At 35.5% G+C, this 18,458-nt stretch carries 10 protein-coding genes; 5 read left to right on the forward strand and 5 right to left on the reverse strand.

All coding sequences use genetic code 11. The annotated features are described in order from the left end of the window. Positions 1 to 59: 59 nt before the first annotated feature. From DDY94_RS14155 to DDY94_RS14175, 5 genes are all read right to left on the reverse strand, one after another. Positions 60 to 1,016 (reverse strand): DUF6371 domain-containing protein, encoded by a 957-nt coding sequence (locus tag DDY94_RS14155; RefSeq protein WP_111685116.1) that lies wholly within the window; start codon positions 1,014 to 1,016, stop codon positions 60 to 62. A 213-nt stretch (positions 1,017 to 1,229) separates the two neighbouring features. Beyond that, positions 1,230 to 2,615 (reverse strand): DUF3987 domain-containing protein, encoded by a 1,386-nt coding sequence (locus DDY94_RS14160; RefSeq protein ID WP_111685118.1) that lies wholly within the window; start codon positions 2,613 to 2,615, stop codon positions 1,230 to 1,232. Between the two features lie 3 nt (positions 2,616 to 2,618). Next, the gene (locus DDY94_RS14165) at positions 2,619 to 2,891 is read right to left on the reverse strand and encodes a helix-turn-helix transcriptional regulator (RefSeq protein WP_111685120.1); all 273 of its coding nucleotides are present in this window, start codon (positions 2,889 to 2,891) and stop codon (positions 2,619 to 2,621) included. A gap of 83 nt (positions 2,892 to 2,974) precedes the next feature. Continuing rightward, a complete protein-coding gene (locus tag DDY94_RS14170) occupies positions 2,975 to 3,793 on the reverse strand; it encodes a hypothetical protein (RefSeq protein WP_111685122.1) in 819 nt (272 codons plus the stop codon). 2 nt (positions 3,794 to 3,795) lie between these two features. Next, entirely contained in the window at positions 3,796 to 5,052 is a 1,257-nt protein-coding gene (locus DDY94_RS14175) for a tyrosine-type recombinase/integrase (protein ID WP_111685124.1), read from the reverse strand. A gap of 415 nt (positions 5,053 to 5,467) precedes the next feature. Between DDY94_RS14175 and DDY94_RS14180 the strand changes: the two genes are divergently transcribed. The 5 genes from DDY94_RS14180 to DDY94_RS14200 all read left to right on the forward strand — a co-directional run bounded on the left by DDY94_RS14180 (position 5,468) and on the right by DDY94_RS14200 (position 18,449). Continuing rightward, a complete protein-coding gene (locus tag DDY94_RS14180) occupies positions 5,468 to 8,269 on the forward strand; it encodes a helix-turn-helix and ligand-binding sensor domain-containing protein (RefSeq protein ID WP_111685126.1) in 2,802 nt (933 codons plus the stop codon). 236 nt (positions 8,270 to 8,505) lie between these two features. Further along, a complete protein-coding gene (locus DDY94_RS14185; RefSeq protein ID WP_111685128.1) occupies positions 8,506 to 11,646 on the forward strand; it encodes a SusC/RagA family TonB-linked outer membrane protein in 3,141 nt (1,046 codons plus the stop codon). Between the two features lie 6 nt (positions 11,647 to 11,652). After that, positions 11,653 to 13,224 (forward strand): RagB/SusD family nutrient uptake outer membrane protein, encoded by a 1,572-nt coding sequence (locus DDY94_RS14190; protein ID WP_111685130.1) that lies wholly within the window; start codon positions 11,653 to 11,655, stop codon positions 13,222 to 13,224. Positions 13,225 to 13,250: 26 nt separating this feature from the next. Next, on the forward strand, positions 13,251 to 15,107 hold the full coding sequence (locus DDY94_RS14195) for a hypothetical protein (RefSeq protein WP_157957336.1): 1,857 nt from the start codon (positions 13,251 to 13,253) through the stop codon (positions 15,105 to 15,107). A gap of 156 nt (positions 15,108 to 15,263) precedes the next feature. Next, positions 15,264 to 18,449, forward strand: coding sequence for a glycoside hydrolase family 2 TIM barrel-domain containing protein (locus tag DDY94_RS14200; RefSeq protein ID WP_111685134.1), 3,186 nt, complete (start codon positions 15,264 to 15,266; stop codon positions 18,447 to 18,449). Positions 18,450 to 18,458 lie beyond the last annotated feature (9 nt).

The following is an 18,458-nucleotide window of genomic DNA, read 5'->3' on the forward strand; positions in this document are numbered from 1 at the left end:
ATGGTGGTATTAAATTGCTCGACCATTTTATGAAATGAAAAAAAACTGGTCAGATTTATTTAAAAATTAGGCAAATCTCGAAAAAAGTCTTCGATATCCTTACCATAAAGACCTTCCTTTTTTAATTCCTCGTTCGATCGACCGGCAGTCATATCCCATAGGTGGGCATTTATGCGTATTTTATGCATTTCATTTATTTTGTTTTTCATAATGTCAACGGCCTCATTTTCAAGGTCCGGAATAATTAAAACGGTATGACCGGCTAAGCATTTTAGCTTTACTGAGTTAAGTCCGTTCTTGCCGCCGTATGCCAACCAGGTATATCTAGGCAATAAAATGGACCCAACAATAGCGGTTTTTTCACTTTCAACTAAAACAATTAATTGTTTGCCCTTCAGACTATCAACTATTAAGTGTTCACCGAAAAGACAAGAATAATAACCGTTTTTATTCGTGTAAATATGATTGAATTTTTCTGTTCTTCTTCCATTCTTTTGGTAGTAAGAAAGTTTACACTTTTGAACCTTTAAATTTTTGTTTATTTCCCAGAACATTGTAGCACCATCGTTGTACGTTCCTATCAGGTATTCTTCTTTAACATTGTTCGTTTTGTGGTCACCGTATGTTTTACGAAGGTAGAGTAGTAAATTATTCTCTGGCTTTATGATGGTTGAATCTATAACTGTCTGTTCTTTGATGAATCTTTGAGACGGTTCTGCTGCATCTTGTGTTTTACGGTTTTTAAGATATGTTAGAGGTGTAAAGTCAGTAAGTTTTTCATACCTTCTTAATGCCTCGTTATAGCTGAAACGATTTCCGTTTTCATCCTCGTAAATGGCAGGAGGTAAGGTCGCTTTGCCACAACTATGGCAATACCCAAATTGTTCAGGTAGACCAACATAATTGACAAATTTTAGGCTCCCACTTGATCCGCGGTTTCTTTTACCGCAACATGGTGTTATCAAATTTGGATTTCTCTTGCTTGAAAAATTTAGATCAATAATAATTCTTTTCATTTCTAATTAGACTTAGGACCCCTGGAAACTGGAAACTGGAAACTTTTCAATAAGATGCCCTTATTTACAGTGGTTAGCAACCTCTAATCAAAAACTCTATGTTTCCTTTAAAAGTTCAATCGTACACTTTTTTAAATGTTTTGGAAACTTTTTGATTAGATAGGAAACTCTTTCTTTTCGATAAATAGTAAGGGTTTTGAGCGTTTTTATAAGTTAGTTTCCTGTTTCGTCAGGGGATAAATACTTTTTAAAGAGTTTAGAAACTTGTCCCTTGCTTATTTTTAGAATCGATGTTATTACGGTTTGAGCGTTATTTACATTATTTTTTGATGCCCTGGTAATTAATTCTTTCCTGAATTCGTTTTCATTAATCTTATCTGGTTTTTGCTCTAGAGTTAATTTGAAATTGGTGTAATAAAACTCAATTATTAAGATTGATAGTTTTACTGTTTGTTTATTTATGGGGTTGTTGAAAGTTGAAGTTTTGGCGTTTTTTATTAAATGGATCAATAAAATCATTTTGTGAATATTGATTTCCATTTTTGAAGTATAGGCCTTTAGAATTTTTGGTAGCTTTTCTTTTCTCAAAATTAAATCTTGGGCATAAATCATAAGCTCTTTTTCTGCCTCATTCGAATAGACTATTCTTTCCTTTTCACTTGCCCTCTCAAGTCGAAACCTCTGATCTAGAAGGTTTATTAATCCCAACTTATAATTTTCGTATACTATTGGATTGAGGTTTTCTCCAGATAATAGAGTGTTTTTTGTTAATTTATTAGTGAAGAGTATACGGTCAATAAAACCACTTTCTAAGTTGCCGTTTGAGAATAGTTTAGGTATAAACTCAGTTTGTATTGCTCCTAGTAATGTTGGGTATGATTGTTCGATTCTAAAGCTATCTGTAGTTTTTCTTGAAATGTCTATGTGAGAATTGGTATTTCCCTGTAAAAAAAATACCCGCCATTCCGCACCTTGATTACTGTTATTATCAGCCATTTTTGCAATTAATCCCATCAATTCATCTATATAAATACCGATTGAATATGGGTTGTTGTAATGACTATATATCGCTGATTCTATAGTAGCGTTTTGAAGAAGCAGTTGTTTTCTTTTAACCTCTAAATTTGAGTCGTTGTTAACACTTTCTCTTAGTTTTTGTGTATCTGATCTAAAATCGTAATAAGATCTGTCGTCATACTTTTTTAACGGCAATGTAGCAATATTCATCGGCTCAGATTTAGTGTCACCCCTATCTGAAATTATTGCGAAATATAGATTTGCATAATTTGTATAGTTGAGCACATGCGTATAGAATGCAAGCCCAGACGCATTACTATACGCAAACAAAATTGAGCTAAACATAAAACCTTTCGGTATTCTTTTATGCTTAAAATTTTCGTTTATAAATTCCTGCAGTTCTGAAGGGAGAGACAGAAGGATCGATTCTAACTGGTTCAAGGCTTTTTGACTATCTTCGATTATTATTTCATCAATATTTTGTTCAATCTCGGTTAATGTTGAAAATTCTTTCTTATCTTCAGTTTGATTTGTGGCTAAATCATTGGTGCTGTTTTCAGCACCTTTTTTCTTTTCTGACATACACTAAGTGTTTAAGGCCTTTAATATTTCAGATTTAAGGTAATAGACTCGATTTCCTATTTTTTTTGAAGGCAACTTTCCTTTTTTAGTGTAATTCCATAGTGTGGACGTATTAATACTAAGAAATTCGCAGGTTTCTTCACGAGTGAAAAGCTGATCTTTAGTATCAGTATTATCAAGTTCTTTTTTAAAGTCCTCCAGCGCCTTTTTAACACTTTCAGATACAATAGAAGAGATTTCTGAAGGTGTGGTGTGGATAATTTTTATTTGGCTCATAACTATTGTTTTTTATTGTTATGAGTACAAAAATTTCAGGGATAAATGAGGGATAAAATCCTTAAGCTAAAATTTGAATTGATTTACTCCTTTTTAAATTTGACTTTTTGAAAATATTGATTTATTTGATCAATATTTTTTGGGTACTGCTGATGGTCAGGTTCATTTAAGCATATCTTGATATATCTTTCAATGGTACCTACATTATCTGTGTCAAAATCGATTAACTTCATTAACAATTTTGCAACAGTATTTGGGCTATTATTTTTTGTCAAATAAGATAATACTCCACTTTCTTTTAAATACCCCAATTTTTCTATCTTACTTAAGCTGTAATCAAGCGTAACAATTTCTTTGAAATTTCCCTTTTTATTGATTTCAATATTCAAAAGTTCTTGTTTAAGAATCTTGATTGCTTTTTTTATGTTTCTTTTAGCATCTATATGTGGGATTAATTGCAAAAACAGGAAATAATCGCAGCCCCAACCAAATTCATAGTCTGGAGTTAAATCACGTATGTGTACAATCTCATTTTTGATACTATGTTTCAGCTTTCCGATGATTACTTTTAGATAATCCTCGTCTTCATATCCAGTCAATGGGTCGTTATATTTAGACATATCTCTTAAAACGCATTTTACCAAGGTTTTGTAGTTGGCGCCGATAAAGAAATAATCTTCTTCTACCGAAAGAACTTGCAGTTTTCTATATGTCTGCCTTATTTCATCTACAATGGTTTTATCCATTTGGTCATAAAGTTTTATCGGATTTTTGTATAATAATTCAAATTTCTCGGGGTCATCCTTCATATTACCATATTCGTCCAGTTCAACACCAACTAGTTTAGACACGGCTGCGTATCCTAAGTTATCTAACTTTTGGTCCAATTCTTTAGCTGTCATAGTTAATGTTTAAGAGATTTAAGCATTTCGCTGTATATAAGATTAGTGAAGTCTTCATCTGATTTTCCGATATATTTTAGAAATGTCCTTTCTTGGACATGGCCTGTAACCTTCATTATTAATGAGTTAGGCATTTCCCCATAGTAATTCGAAGCGAATGAACGACGACATACATGTCCAGATATCAGTTCATATTTTTTATAACTTCCCCCAATGTTTCTCTTGGTTGTCGCGTCGCGTTTATAATGTTTCAATTCTTCATCAATTCCACATAATTGGCAAAGGATTTTAACCTGTCGATTAAAAACTTGTTTGGAAATTTTATATGGTAATCCATCTTTAATTAACTCTTCAGCTTTGGGGTTGAGTGGAATGTGTACGGTTTTATTAACCTTACGCTGCGTTATTGTTAAAATTCTAAATTCTTGGTTATTTGATGTTTTAATGTCTTTTTCACTGATGCTAAGGAGATCATCCAATCTTTGACCCACTTCACATCCAAACAATAACCATTTTCTAACATTGATTAAGCTCTTGTTATTAATGCTTTGGGTCTCTATTTGTTCAAGCTCCCTTCTGTTCAAAATGATTATTAGTTTAGGCCGGGGATCATTTAATCGTCTAAAATGTCTAACTTGTTGGTTAATGGTAACACCATGGCGTTCCGCTTCAAAGCATAAACTTTTAATATCACTGATTTTTTTGTTTGCGGTACTAACACTGTATTTCTGATCTTGAATTAACCAATCGACAAGTTGATTTAAATAATTACGGTCAATTGATTTTATAGAAATGTTTTTATTTCGACTAAATTTTGATAGTACGACTTTTAGATTCTTATATGCTTTAATTCTATTCTTTGATAATCCTACAGATCCTTTTCCATTTTTCCTTGTATGAGCTGTTAGAATTATGTAGTCAATTATTCCAAATATAGTTTCGAATGGATTGTCATAGTTGGTTCGTTTAAAAAACAAGTTGATTTTAGATTCTAGCCAGTGTCCATCAATAATTTTACCAACTGTATTATCATTGTTGTACTCGTCTAGTACAAAACCCTCTAGCTTGAATAATTTAGACTTAAGCTCCTTAGTGGATTTGTCTTTGGTAATAGGGTAATTTGTTTTTTTACTCCAATTACGTGGATTGATGACTAATCCAGTTTTTCTTTTTATATTGAATTTTGATCCGTCGGAAAAACGGAGGTAAATTGGCGCTGAGTTATTTTTGCTTTGTAAATAATATTTTGTAGATGCCATTACACAAATATATTATTTAGTCATTATCTAGTCAAAAAATTTGAAATTTAATACGATTTAATTAAATTTGTTGAAATCAATGATAGCATAAAAAGTTTATATATAGGTGTATAGGGTATTATTGGATTTATTCTAATCGTAAAGTTCAATTCCCGCCTTCAGTACAGATGAAAAGCCAAAACGAAAGTTTTGGCTTTTTTTATGCGCTAATCAGAATAAGTTCATTATCAGAAATTAATCGGTAATTAGTTTTTTTCTTGTGTCGATATTCTAACTCTCAATTTGTTTATTTAGCAATTTTATGTTTACAATAACACTACAAGACTTCTCAAAGTGCTTATATTTACTTACCTTAGTCACTTAACATGAATGTTGTGGTACTTTTTTTACAGCAACAGACATCAATTTGTGGTTAATGGTTAGGTTAAAAAACGTATTCATAGTTTTTACTTTGATTATTGGTTTTTCTGTACAAGCTCAGGAAATTCCACCAATACAAATATTTACCCAGCAAGATTATCAGGCCGAAGACCAAAACTGGGATATATCTCAAGATGAAAATGGTCTTATTTATTTTGCCAACAATAAAGGATTACTGCGTTATAATAGCGCTCGTTGGGAATTATTCCCCTCACCAAATCAATCTATTTTAAGATCAGTCAGCGTAATAGATGATAAGATCTATACGGGTTGTTATATGGATTTTGGTTATTGGGAAACCGATGATTTTGGAGGCTTGGTTTATACGTCTTTATTAGCAGGAAGAGATATTGAAGTTAAAGAAGACGAACAATTTTGGGATATAATTGAGATTGAAGATTATATTTTGTTTCAGTCTTTAGATCGTATATACATATATAGTATAGAAAACGATAGTTTCAAGATTATCGATTCCGACAGCAGAATTAATAAAATATTTAAAGTCGGACAAAAAATTTACTTCCATAAATATGGCCGTGGTATTTGTGAAATAAAGAATGGTGTAGAGCAACTAACCATTCCGGCAGAGGTTTTTGATGATAACGAAATCATTAATATCTATGAAGATAATGAGAGTTTATTATTGGTAACAAAAGAGAATGGAATTCTTAAATACGCCGATGATGTGATATCCATTTGGAATGATGAGGCAAATGCAGAATTAAATGGATTGAGTATTTATAGCAGTATTAGATTGAAGGATCAAAGCTTTCTTTTCGGAACTATTTCTGAAGGTGTTATTCAAATGTCTTCTGATGGAAAAAGGATTCTCAAGATAAATCAAGCAGGAGGCCTTAGTAATAACACAGTCTTGTCTTTATTTGAAGGCAACCAAGGCAATATTTGGCTTGGATTAGATAATGGAATTAATTGTGTGAATATTGATTCGCCGTATCGCGTTTATAAAGATAAACAGGGCGTATTAGGAACCATTTATAGTTCTATCAAGGTCGGTGATTTTCTGTATTTAGGTAGCAATCAAGGTTTGTTTTATAAAAATGAAACAACTGACAAGAGTTTCAGATTAGTTGAAGGTACCAAGGGTCAGGTTTGGTGTTTAAATCTGATAAATAACAATTTGTTCTGCGGACACGACAAAGGAACTTTTCAAATTAATGAAGGAATAGCAACCTATATAAACGGTGAGATAGGAACATGGTTAATTAAAGAAACTAAAGATCCAAATCTTTTAATTCAAGGGAATTATGAAGGATTAAGTGTTTTAGAATTTAAAAATGGCACATGGTCATATCGAAATAAAATAAAAGGTTTTGATATTTCTTCAAGATATTTCGATTTTGTAAATCCGAATGAGATATTGATAAGCCATGAATACAAAGGCGTATATAAAATTACGGTCGACTCTGATTATTTTCAGATTAAAGAATCAAAAAAGCTTGATATTGAAGAAGGACCAAAATCAAGCATTATTAAATACAACGGGCAACTTTTGTATAGTAATAAGTATGGTGTTTATGTTTACGATGAATCGAAATCAAATTTTATAAGAGACAATGCTTTAAGTGAACTGATTAAAGGATTTAATTATTTGTCGGGTAAATTGGTTTTAGATTCTTACAATAACCGTTTATGGCTTTTTTCAAAAAATGATATCGCTTATGTGGAGCCAGGAACACTATCGGACGAGCCAAAGATTAATAAAATTGCTATCCCGTACGAGCTGAGAAATAGTAAGGTAGGTTATGAAAATATTCTATGCCTGAATGACAATGAATATTTAATTGGTACTACAGATGGATATCTCATTGTAGATCTAGATAAGCTCAAGCAGAATTCGAACGAAATTAAGATAGACCATATTGCTTATAATTCATTACATAATGAATCTTCAAGGTTAGGTCTTGCCGATGAAGCCCAATTAGACAATAAATCTAATAGTATTCTTTTTAAGTATAGTGTTACCGATTACAACAAGTTTTCGGCCACAAAATATAAGTACCGTTTAGTCGGGCTTTATGATAACTGGAGTGATTGGAGTACTGATTCTGAAGTTTATTTCGAAAACCTTCCGTATGGCGATTACACCTTTGAAGTGAAGGCACAATCAGGAGGAATAGAGTCGAGTAATCTGGCGGCATTCAATTTTAATATCGATAAACCTTGGCTATTGAAACCCGTAGCAATAGCTGCTTATGTGTTATTTGGATTGCTATTACTTTTCTTGATACAGTACTTCAATAATCGTTACTATAGAATTCAAAAGGAAAAATTGATTGAAAAGAAACAAAGAGAATTAGACCTTGAACAACTAGAGAACCAAAGACAGTTAATACAGTTTAAAAATCAAAACCTTCAGTTAGATATAGAAAATAAGAATCGTGAACTTGGCACGGCAACCATGAATTTGGTTAAACGGAACGAATTATTAAATAATATTAAGGAAGAACTTTCTAGAAGTAAATCATTAGACGATGTAAAAGGTGTGATAAGAATGATCAATACCAACTTAAATAATACCAGTGATTGGAAATTGTTTGAAGAGGCATTTAATAACGTCGATAAAAACTTTATGAAGCGCATTAAAAACTTACATCCTTCTATTACTCCAAACGATCTCAGACTATGTGCTTACTTACGTTTGAATCTGTCTTCGAAGGAGATTGCTCCGTTATTGAATATTTCTCATAAAAGTGTTGAAGTAAAGCGATATCGATTGCGTAAAAAAATGGGATTAGACCACGAGCAGAGTCTTACAGACTATATTCTTGAGCTATAACTCCTATACAACACAAAAAATAACCTATACAATACCTATACATTTAGCGGATTTTGATGTTTAGGCAAGTTTTGATCAACACACTGAAAATCGCTACAATCCTCAATTTAACAGGGTTTTAACACTAAATTCATAAAAAAACCTCAGATTTTTTGCGATGTATGTTTTTTGTATAGTCAATTATTGCGAATTCGACAAAATTTTGTGCTAAGTTGCTTGTTCTAACGCAACTAACTATGAAAATCAAATTTTGTACACTTTTTGCCATTCTTGTATCTATAACAATGTTTGGGCAAAATGTAGATGTAACAGGTACAGTTACAGAAGCCTCTTCCGGTCAACCACTTCCGGGCGTTAATTTGGTAATTAAAAATACCTCTAAAGGAGCTTCAACCGATTTCGATGGAAACTTTACGATTCTCGATGTACCACTAAATTCAGTTTTAGTAGTTTCCTATTTGGGTTTTATTACTCAAGAAGTCACTATAACAAGTGGTAATCCAATTCAAATTGCGCTTGTAGAAGATGCGCAATCATTGAGTGAAGTCGTAGTTGTTGGATACGGTACTCAGAAGAAAAAAGAAACAACAGGTGCTGTTTCCGTTCTCGATACTGAAGCGATCGAAAAGCTTAATCCACAACGTGTAGAACAAGCATTACAAGGGCAAATTGCCGGTGTAAATGTGACCTCGACTTCTGGTTCTCCAGGGGCAGGTGCAAACATTAGAATTAGAGGTATTTCCACCAACGGAGATAACCGACCTTTAATTTTAGTAGACGGTAACGTTATTGAAGACTTGTCTGTATTAAACCCAAACGACATTAAAAGTATCAACGTACTTAAAGATGCAACAGCTGGTATTTATGGAGTAAGGGGTGCAAATGGTGTAATTTTAATTACCACCAAGACTGGTCGAAAAGCATCGGAGCTTAAATTTACATTTGATGCCTTTACAGGGTTCCAAAGAACAGCTCAGAAAATCGACGTTCTAAATCCTAGAGAGTATGCCATTTATGTAAACGATGCATTAAATAGCACACAGTTTTTTGTCTTTCCTAATTCAGGGACTGATTGGCAAGATGAGGTTTTTGAAACCGCTGGTATTACCGATGTCAACTTCAGTGCGAGTGGTGGTGGAGAAAAATCGGCTTACAGTTTTGGTATAGCAAATCTAGATCAAGATGGTATTGTTGGTGGTGATAAGTCTAACTATAGACGTACAACAGCTAGACTTTCTTATCAATATGATATTCTAGATAATTTAAAACTTACAACTACCGCGCTTATAACAAATTCAAAGAAAAATAATTTACCAGAAAATGGTATTGGTACACCTTTATATAATGCAGTGAATGTTAATCCTGATTTGCCAGTATTTGATGAAGACGGTGCACTATCTGTGCCAACGGCTGTGGCGGCAATTGAGGTTGTGAATCCGATCACTCAGATAAGAAATAGTCATAATACGACAAGAGTAGATAGATATAGTGGTACTATTGGTTTAGACTACAGCTTCTTCGATAAATTTACCGCTAGTGCAAAACTTCAAATCAATTACGCAAATGTATTAGACGATGTATTTAGACCTGTAATTGATTACGGAAATAACTTTAGTAAATCTGGAAGTGTAAGACCTTTCAATCCAGATAATAATAGTGGTGGTAACGAAATTGTTGATCATAGTGCTCTGTTCACAGATTATACATTTGATGCCTATTTAACATATACCGATACCTTTAACGATGATCATAATCTAACGGTTTTACTTGGTGGATCAGCCTTTAGAACACGTGGACATTTTTATGGTCAAACAGGATTTGTATTAGCTGGCGGTAGTAACAGTGTAGATGATGCATTTCAAGATGGTTGGATTGGTGATAGATTAGACCCAGTTAATGGTAGAATTGTTCAGCGTTTCCAGCCAAACCAACTAGAAAATGGCGATGAGCAATTCGATGTGCGTCTACAGTCATTCTTCACTAGAGTACAATATAACTATAAAGGAAAGTATTTATTTTCGGCGGTATTACGTCGTGATGGATCTTCAAAATTTGGTCCTAACAACCGATTCGGATATTTCCCTTCAATGTCAGCTGGTTGGAATATTTCAGATGAAAACTTCATGGAAAACGTTGGTTGGGTAAGTTCTTTAAAACTACGTGGTAGTTGGGGTATCATCGGTAATGATAGAATTCCAGACTTCCGTTATATCACGCTTTTAAATGGCGAAGGTGCCGTAGCGCCTGGTAATGCTATGAACCAAACAGATATTATTCTTGGAGTTGCTCCTGGTGTACCAGGAAATCCAAACCTGAAATGGGAGGAACAGCAATCACTTAATGTTGGTTTTGATGCAAGATTATTCGATTATAAATTGAGCCTTACGTTCGATGCATTCAAGAAAAGAACAGAAGACCTGTTATTCGATCCACAAGCATCAGCCTTAATTAATACAAGTTTGAATCCTTCAATCTTCCCAACAATTAATGCTGGTACAGTTGAAAATAGAGGTTTCGAATTTAGTATTGGTTATAATGACAATCTCACAGAAGATTTTGAATTTAATGTGAATTTCAATATGACTACCTTAGATAATGAGGTGATATCTGTAAATGGTGAAATTCCACCAGTTGCAGGTGAATTTGGTGTTGGTATTAATCAGATTGGTATTTCTAGAATGGTACCAGGACTTCCATTAGGACACTACTTCGGATATAGAACTGAAGGTGTTTTCCAAACACAAGCAGAAATCGATGCCTTAGATGCTGCCTCTCCAAACGGCACTTATGTGTCTAGTGAAATAGGTGAAGTTGCCCCAGGTGATCTTAGATTTGCTGATGTGAATGGTGATGGTCAAATCGATACAAACGACAGAACGGTAATAGGTAATCCAATTCCAGATGTAACTATGGGTCTGAATATTGGTTTCAAATATAAAAATATCGACTTTAGTGCAAATGCATTTGCATCTATAGGTAATGATATGGTAAGAGATTATGAGCGTAAGGTGCCAACTGCAAATATTGGTACTTATGCATTAGCAAGATGGCAAGGTGCAGGCACGAGCAATTCAGTGCCAAGGTTTGATAATGGTTCGATTAATGCGAATATCTTTTCAGACTTCTTCGTGGAGGATGCGTCATTCTTGCGTCTGCAAAATGTTCAGGTTGGTTATACCTTCGGAGAGAGCGTAAATTCTTCGTTAGGAATAGATAAACTTAGAGTGTATCTTGCAGGTAACAACTTATTTACAATAACCGATTATTCTGGTTACGATCCAAGTGCCAATTCAGGAGCTCCTCTTGGAGGTACAATAGACAAAGGATTCTATCCTGTTGCTAGTTCTTATTTATTAGGTGTTAACTTAAACTTTTAAAAAATTATGAAAAAGATTTTTAAATTAAAATACGTTTGGGTTCTATTTCTTTTTGCAACTTCTTCTTGTGATGATTTTGTAGAAGTAGATCCTATACCGGTAACCTCAGATGATTTCTTTAACACACCTGAGGAGTATGAAGATGCCTTAGTAGGCGCTTATGATTTATTACAAGCTACATTCTGGAATGTACTAACAAGTGTTGTTGCTTCCGACGATATTATTGCTGGTGGAGATGCCGCTTCAATCGATCAGCCAACACTTCAAAATGTAAATTCAATGAACCATTCTCCAGCCGATAACAATCAGTTGAGAGATATTTGGACATTAATGTATGCTGGTTTAAATAGAACAAACTTCTTATTAGAAAATGAGAATAAAATTGATTTTTCTGGTAAGGAAGAAATTATAGCTCAAGCATACTTCTTGCGTGCATACTACACATTTGAATTAACTAAATTCTACGGTAATATTCCATTAAAGGTCGAAAACCGAGATGGTGTAGACAGAATTGTAAACCAACCTGTTATTCCAGGAGATCAATTCTCAATGCAAAGAGTTGAAAGTATTGCTGCAACGTATGCATTAATTGAACAAGACCTTTTAGAAGCAATTCCTAATTTGCCAACGTCTCAGGATTTTGCATATAAAGCAACCCGAGGTGCTGCTCAGGCATTGTTAGGTAAGGTATACCTATATCACGGAACTTTTGACTCATCAAAATATTCTCAGGCGGCTCAGGTTTTAAATGAGGTTATTAATAGTGGTCAATATGGTTTAGTGACTGGTGAAGACTTCATGAATCTGTTTACAGTTGGTGGTGAAAATGGACCAGAATCTGTATTCGAAATTCAATATACTAATGTTGAAGGTGCAGGATGGGGATGCATAGCATGTAGCGAAGGATCATACTTTGTTCAGTTTAATGGACCGAGATCACCATATAACGATCCTATTTATGCTTCAGGTTGGGGCTTCAATTTACCAACACAACAATACTATGACATCTTTGATGATGGCGACATGAGAAGACAAACAACGTTCTTAGATTTACGTGAATTACAAGCTCAAGAAGATAATTCAGTTTATACGCCACCAAGAGAAGATACTGGTTTTTATAATCACAAATATGCACCGCGTAGAGCAGACTTAGGAGAAAGCGTTGCACAGTTGACACATCCACAAAACTATCGTTCAATTCGCTATGCGGATGTCTTACTAATGGCAGCTGAGGCGGAAGCACAATCAGGTGGAACCAATGCAGAAAACTATTTGAATCAGGTTCGTGCAAGAGCCTATGGAAATAATGACAATAATTACACTGCAGCCGAGGGCAATCTTTTAGATGCTATTTATGAAGAGCGCCGAAAAGAATTAGGAGGTGAAGGACACCGATTCTTCGATTTAGTAAGAACAGGTAAAGCTCAAGAAGCATTCAGTGCGTATAACGCTTCAATAGGTGAAGGCTTCACTCCAGTGAATTTCCAAGTAAATAAAAATGAAATATTCCCAATTCCTCTAATAGAATTAGAATTAGCGCAAGCCGTTGATCGATGGGGACAAAATCCAGGATATTAAAAATACAGTTGAACAAAAATTAGAAAATGATGAAAATATTAAAAAAAGGCGTTTATTATGTACTAGCATTATTAATGTTCAGTGCTACTTTTTCTTGTGAGGAAGATGATGAATTAAATATAATACGCGGACTAGATTTTAACATTGCCGAGCTAAATGCAGAAGGTAATGAGATAGGTGTTATTGCAACTACAATTCCACCAGATGGACGAATAGTTTATACTGTAGACTTCGGTGATCCAAATTCTGAGGAGGATGTATTTGAAACTAGTGGGCCAATGGTAGTTTATGAATACCCTGAGGTTACTGAAACATACAGAATTAGAGTAATCGCTTCTTTACCTGGTAGAGATGATGTATCTATCACTAAAGATTACACAGTAATATTTGTTGTTGAAGAAGATCCTGTTGATGCACCACCAATTGTTGGTACATGGCGTTTAGCTCCAGCAGCAGGTGCTTTTGGTGTAGGTCCGGGTCAAGGTAATGTATCTTGGTTCTCTAGTTCTGAAGATGATGTTGCAACAAGAGATTGTTTATTCGATGATGAGTATGTATTCCTTGCAGACGGAACATTCCAAAATATTTTAGGAGACGAAACGTGGCTAGAGCCTTGGCAAGGTACAGATCCAGAAGCTTGTGGTACACCAGTATTCCCACACGATGGAACTGCAAACGCAACATGGGACTTCAGTGGAGGCGAGCTTACACTTAACGGAACAGGTGCTTTTATGGGACTTGCTAAAGTTGTAAATGGTGCTGAGCTAGCATCACCAGGTGATGCTCCAGAGTCAGTAACTTATTTAGCTACAATTTCTGAAGATGGTCTTTCAATGACCTTAGATATCGCAATTGCTGGCGAAGGTTGGTGGCAATTCAACTTTGTAAAGGATGCACCTCCAGCACCATCAGGTATAGAAGGAACTTGGAGATTTGCTCCTGAGGCAGGCGCCTTTGGTGTAGGTCCAGGTCAAGGTAACGTATCTTGGTTCTCAAGTTCTGCTGATGACGTTGCAACAAGAGATTGTTTATTTGACGATGAATATGTATTCCTAGCAGATGGAACTTTCGAAAATAGATTAGGTACTGAAACATGGTTAGAAGGATGGCAAGGTCAAGATCCAGAAGGTTGTGGTGCTCCAGTATTCCCGCATGACGGAACAGCTTCAGCAACTTACGACTACGATGCTGGCGCAGGTACACTTACCATTGATGGAACAGGTGCTTTCTTAGGTCTGGCAAAAGTATTTAATGGTGGTGAATTAGCGAGTCCTAATGACGCTGTAGATTCTATTGAGTATATCGTCGAATTAGAAGACGAGAATACTATGATCCTAGATATTGCTGTTGCAGGTGAAGGCTGGTGGAGATTTAAATTAGTTAAAGATGCAGCACCTTCAAATCCATTAGTAGGTTCATGGGCATTAGCTCCAGAAGCAGGTGCTTTTGGTGTAGGTCCAGGTCAAGGTAACGTATCTTGGTTCTCAAGTTCTGCCGACGATGTAACTACAAGAGACTGTTTATTTGATGACTTATATGTATTTAATAATGACGGTACATTCGAAAATATTTTAGGTGACGAAACATGGGTAGAAGCTTGGCAAGGAAATGATCCTGAAAGTTGTGCTACGCCAGTGTTCCCACATGACGGTTCTGCGTCTGCAACATACGATTATGATGCTGGTGCCGGAACAGTTACTCTAGATGGTACTGGAGCATTCTTAGGATTAGCAAAAGCCGTAAATGGTGCTGAGTTAGGTAGCCCAGGAGAAGCGCCAGATTCAGTTGAATATATTATAGAATTCGAAGACGATAATACGATTATCGTAGATATAGCTATTGCTGGCGAAGGCTGGTGGAGATTTAAACTAGTAAGACAATAATTATTTAGTCTATTAGTCTGTGCTGAAAGGTCAATATTTACCATGTATTGACCTTTTTTAACCCTTTTTGAAGGTTGGTATAAGCGTCTGACAAATAAGAAGGATAAGGCTGATTCCCTTAAAGAAATCATTCAAGAATAATATAAAACTAACTCTATGAAAAATAATCTAATCGTACTATTCTTTATGTTTAGTGTGTCTTTTGCACTAGCACAATCCAATAAAGTATCAGTCGAAAAAAGTGACGATGGATTTAGACTCGTTGCCAATGGCCAAACCATGATTGTAAATGGAATCAACTGGGATTACGTTCCTATTGGTAACGGCATTCTCGATAAAGGTATTTGGGCAGAATCAGATGATGTGATCAGAGCAGCCTTAGACGCTGAAATGGCACTATTCAAAAATATGGGTGTTAATGCAATCCGTACGTATGGCTTAGAACCAAAATGGATTACATATATCTACGAAAATTATGGTATCTATACCATGCTGAATACCCAATTTGGAGCTTATGGTCTTACCATAAACGGGGCTTGGGTACCACAAACAGATTATACAGATGAAGCTACTCGTGAAGTCTTAATGAAAGAAGTCACTGATATGGCTAATAAGTATAAAGACACGCCAGGGCTTCTACTATATATGGTGGGTAATGAGAACAACTATCACTTATCATGGACTGGTGCAGAAACTGAAGCAATTCCAATCGATGGCGTAGATCCAGGGATCCGTTTAGCAGCTGAAGGATTATATAAAGCCTTTAATGATGCAGCACTTGCCATTAAGGACATTGACAAGTCAGTACCTGTAGCTATTTGTAACGGTGATTTATTATATCTTGATATTGTAAAAGAGTATTGTCCAGATATTGATATCTATGGTACGAATATGTATCGTGGTATTTCTTTCGGTGATGCCTTTCAACGTGTTAATGACGAACTCAACAAGCCAATATTATTTGCAGAGTTTGGTGCCGATGCATTCAATGCTATCGAAAATAAAGAAGACCAATATTCTCAAGCATACTATAATGTTGGAAATTGGAAAGACATTTATCAAAATGCAGCTGGTTTAGGTAAAACAGGAAACTCCTTAGGTGGTTTTACCTTCCAATCTAGTGATGGTTGGTGGAAATGGAACCAGACAAAAGATTTTGATGTTCACAATACTATTGCAACCTGGCCAAATGGAGGATACTCTCGAGATTTAGCTCCAGGTGGTAATAATATGAACGAAGAGTGGTTTGGTATTTGTGCCAAAGGACCAACTAATGAAAGAGGATTATACGAACTATACCCAAGAGCTGCTTATTATGCGCTTAAGGAAGTTCACCAATTGAATCCTTATGACGAAGGAATGAGCATGGAATTCATGGAGAACTACTTCTCTAATATTAATCTTATGGATGCTGTCTTAAAGGCAAGAGGAGATAAAGCCGCGCTTGAAGGTGGGTCTACAGGAAAATTAGGAATTAGTAGACTTAGAGCAGAATTCACAACCTTTAATACTGGCGGAAGTCTAATTACAACACCAGAAACAGAAGATCCTAATGCGAACGTATTTCCTAATCAATTAGGGTTTGACCACATGCAGTCTTATTACGTAGGAATTGAAGGGAAACCTTCATCAAATATGCGTGCAAACGTAGATTTCAATATTCTTGGTAATGTAGCAGAGAACCCGATCAATGAAATTTTCTATGAAAATGTTGGTCGACCAGTAACTATCGTTGGTGTTGATGGTGGAAATGATATCGATGTTGAAATTGCCGATTTTAACAGATTAAGAGTTTATCAGGCAGAGTTTGAATGGAACGCCAAAGATTTCGATCTAAGAGGTTTCTACAGAACCGGACATTATCACTGGGCATATGAAGGTGATTTCTTCAACCTATATCCAGAAGCAAACTATGGTCCTAACTTAGATATTTATAATGGTGAGATTCTCGGTATTGAAGTAGATGCTAAAGGAGAATTGGAAGGTTTAAAAGCTGCATTCGGACCACAACTTTGGTGGGGAGCGAATCCAACAATGTTATTTAAATATTCACGTAGAATTTTGAATTGGGATGTAACTGGTATCTATCACAGAGATGTGAATACAGATCTAGAATTCGATGAAACAGGTCGACGTGTATTAGATGCAAACCAAGTACGTTCAGGTATTATTCCTGCTTGGCCACAAGAAAGAGCAACAATTGCTGTTGAAAGAGATTTCGGAAGTTTCGGAATTACCCTTGGTGGTATTTGGGGTGGTAGCCCACTTAACGGAAGTTCTTTCCAAATGTATGAAGAAGACAACGACGTTGTCGTAGTAGATAAAGTACAAGGAAAAGACAACTGGGGAGCAAAAGCTAAGGTTACCTTCCAAAAAGGACCATTTAACTGGTACGCTCAAGGTTCTTACATGGGCTTGGTGGCCAATGGTGGTTTTGATCAAACAAGAACATTTACAGGTTGGAGACTTAAAGATTCTGGTAGTGGAAACATGACGAATTTCTTAACAGGGTTCACATATGCCGTAGGCGATTTACAAATTGCTCCTAACTTTATGTGGCAAAAGCCATTAGTAGATCCAATGCCAAATGGTGTTCCTGGCCCTGGACGTTTAAGAAATGTTATCGATGATCCGTTTGCTGTAAGAGGTGGTAACCGAGAGGCTACTGCAGGAGAGATCTTATTAACCTTCGACCCTACACCAGGAACTTGGATGTACGAGTGGAATAACGATAGAGCTGAAGATGCTAAATTTGCCATGAGTGCTGGATTTGTTTACAGACATCTACCAACGACTCAAGATGCGCATATCGGTTTCTTAGCAGATCGTACCTTCTTCGCCTTTGGTGAATCAGCACCAGCAGAAGATTTATGGGAAGCACATACGAGAATCGTTTCAAAATTAAGTCCAGATCTAGGAATTATTGGTAATTTCTACTACGGAAACGGACAGGGTAATGGTGATTCAGACAGAACGATTACACGTTTTGGTGGTGATGTGAGAATGATTTACAAAAAAATCAAAGTTCAATCGCATATTAAAGTTAATGATTGGGGACCATTCGATTACCACAGAGATTTCAACTTAACTTTCCCGTTACAATTAATGTTGGATGTTTCTACAACTATCGGAAAACCTGATTGGTTTATTTTACCAAGTACACAAATTGGTATCAGAGGAATGTGGCGTTCTCTAGACGAGTTCTCGCCTAGATTTGGTCCGCTTGCTACCGATCCGAACTCAACTAACCCTAACTCACCTCCAATTTTGAGTCCTGTTGGATTCCCAAATGGTTCAGAGTGGGAAATCAGAACGTATATACATATTAACATTGGCAAATAAAAAATTCTA

Source organism: Winogradskyella tangerina (assembly GCF_003260205.1).
In the GTDB taxonomy this organism is placed as follows: Bacteria; Bacteroidota; Bacteroidia; order Flavobacteriales; family Flavobacteriaceae; genus Winogradskyella; species Winogradskyella tangerina.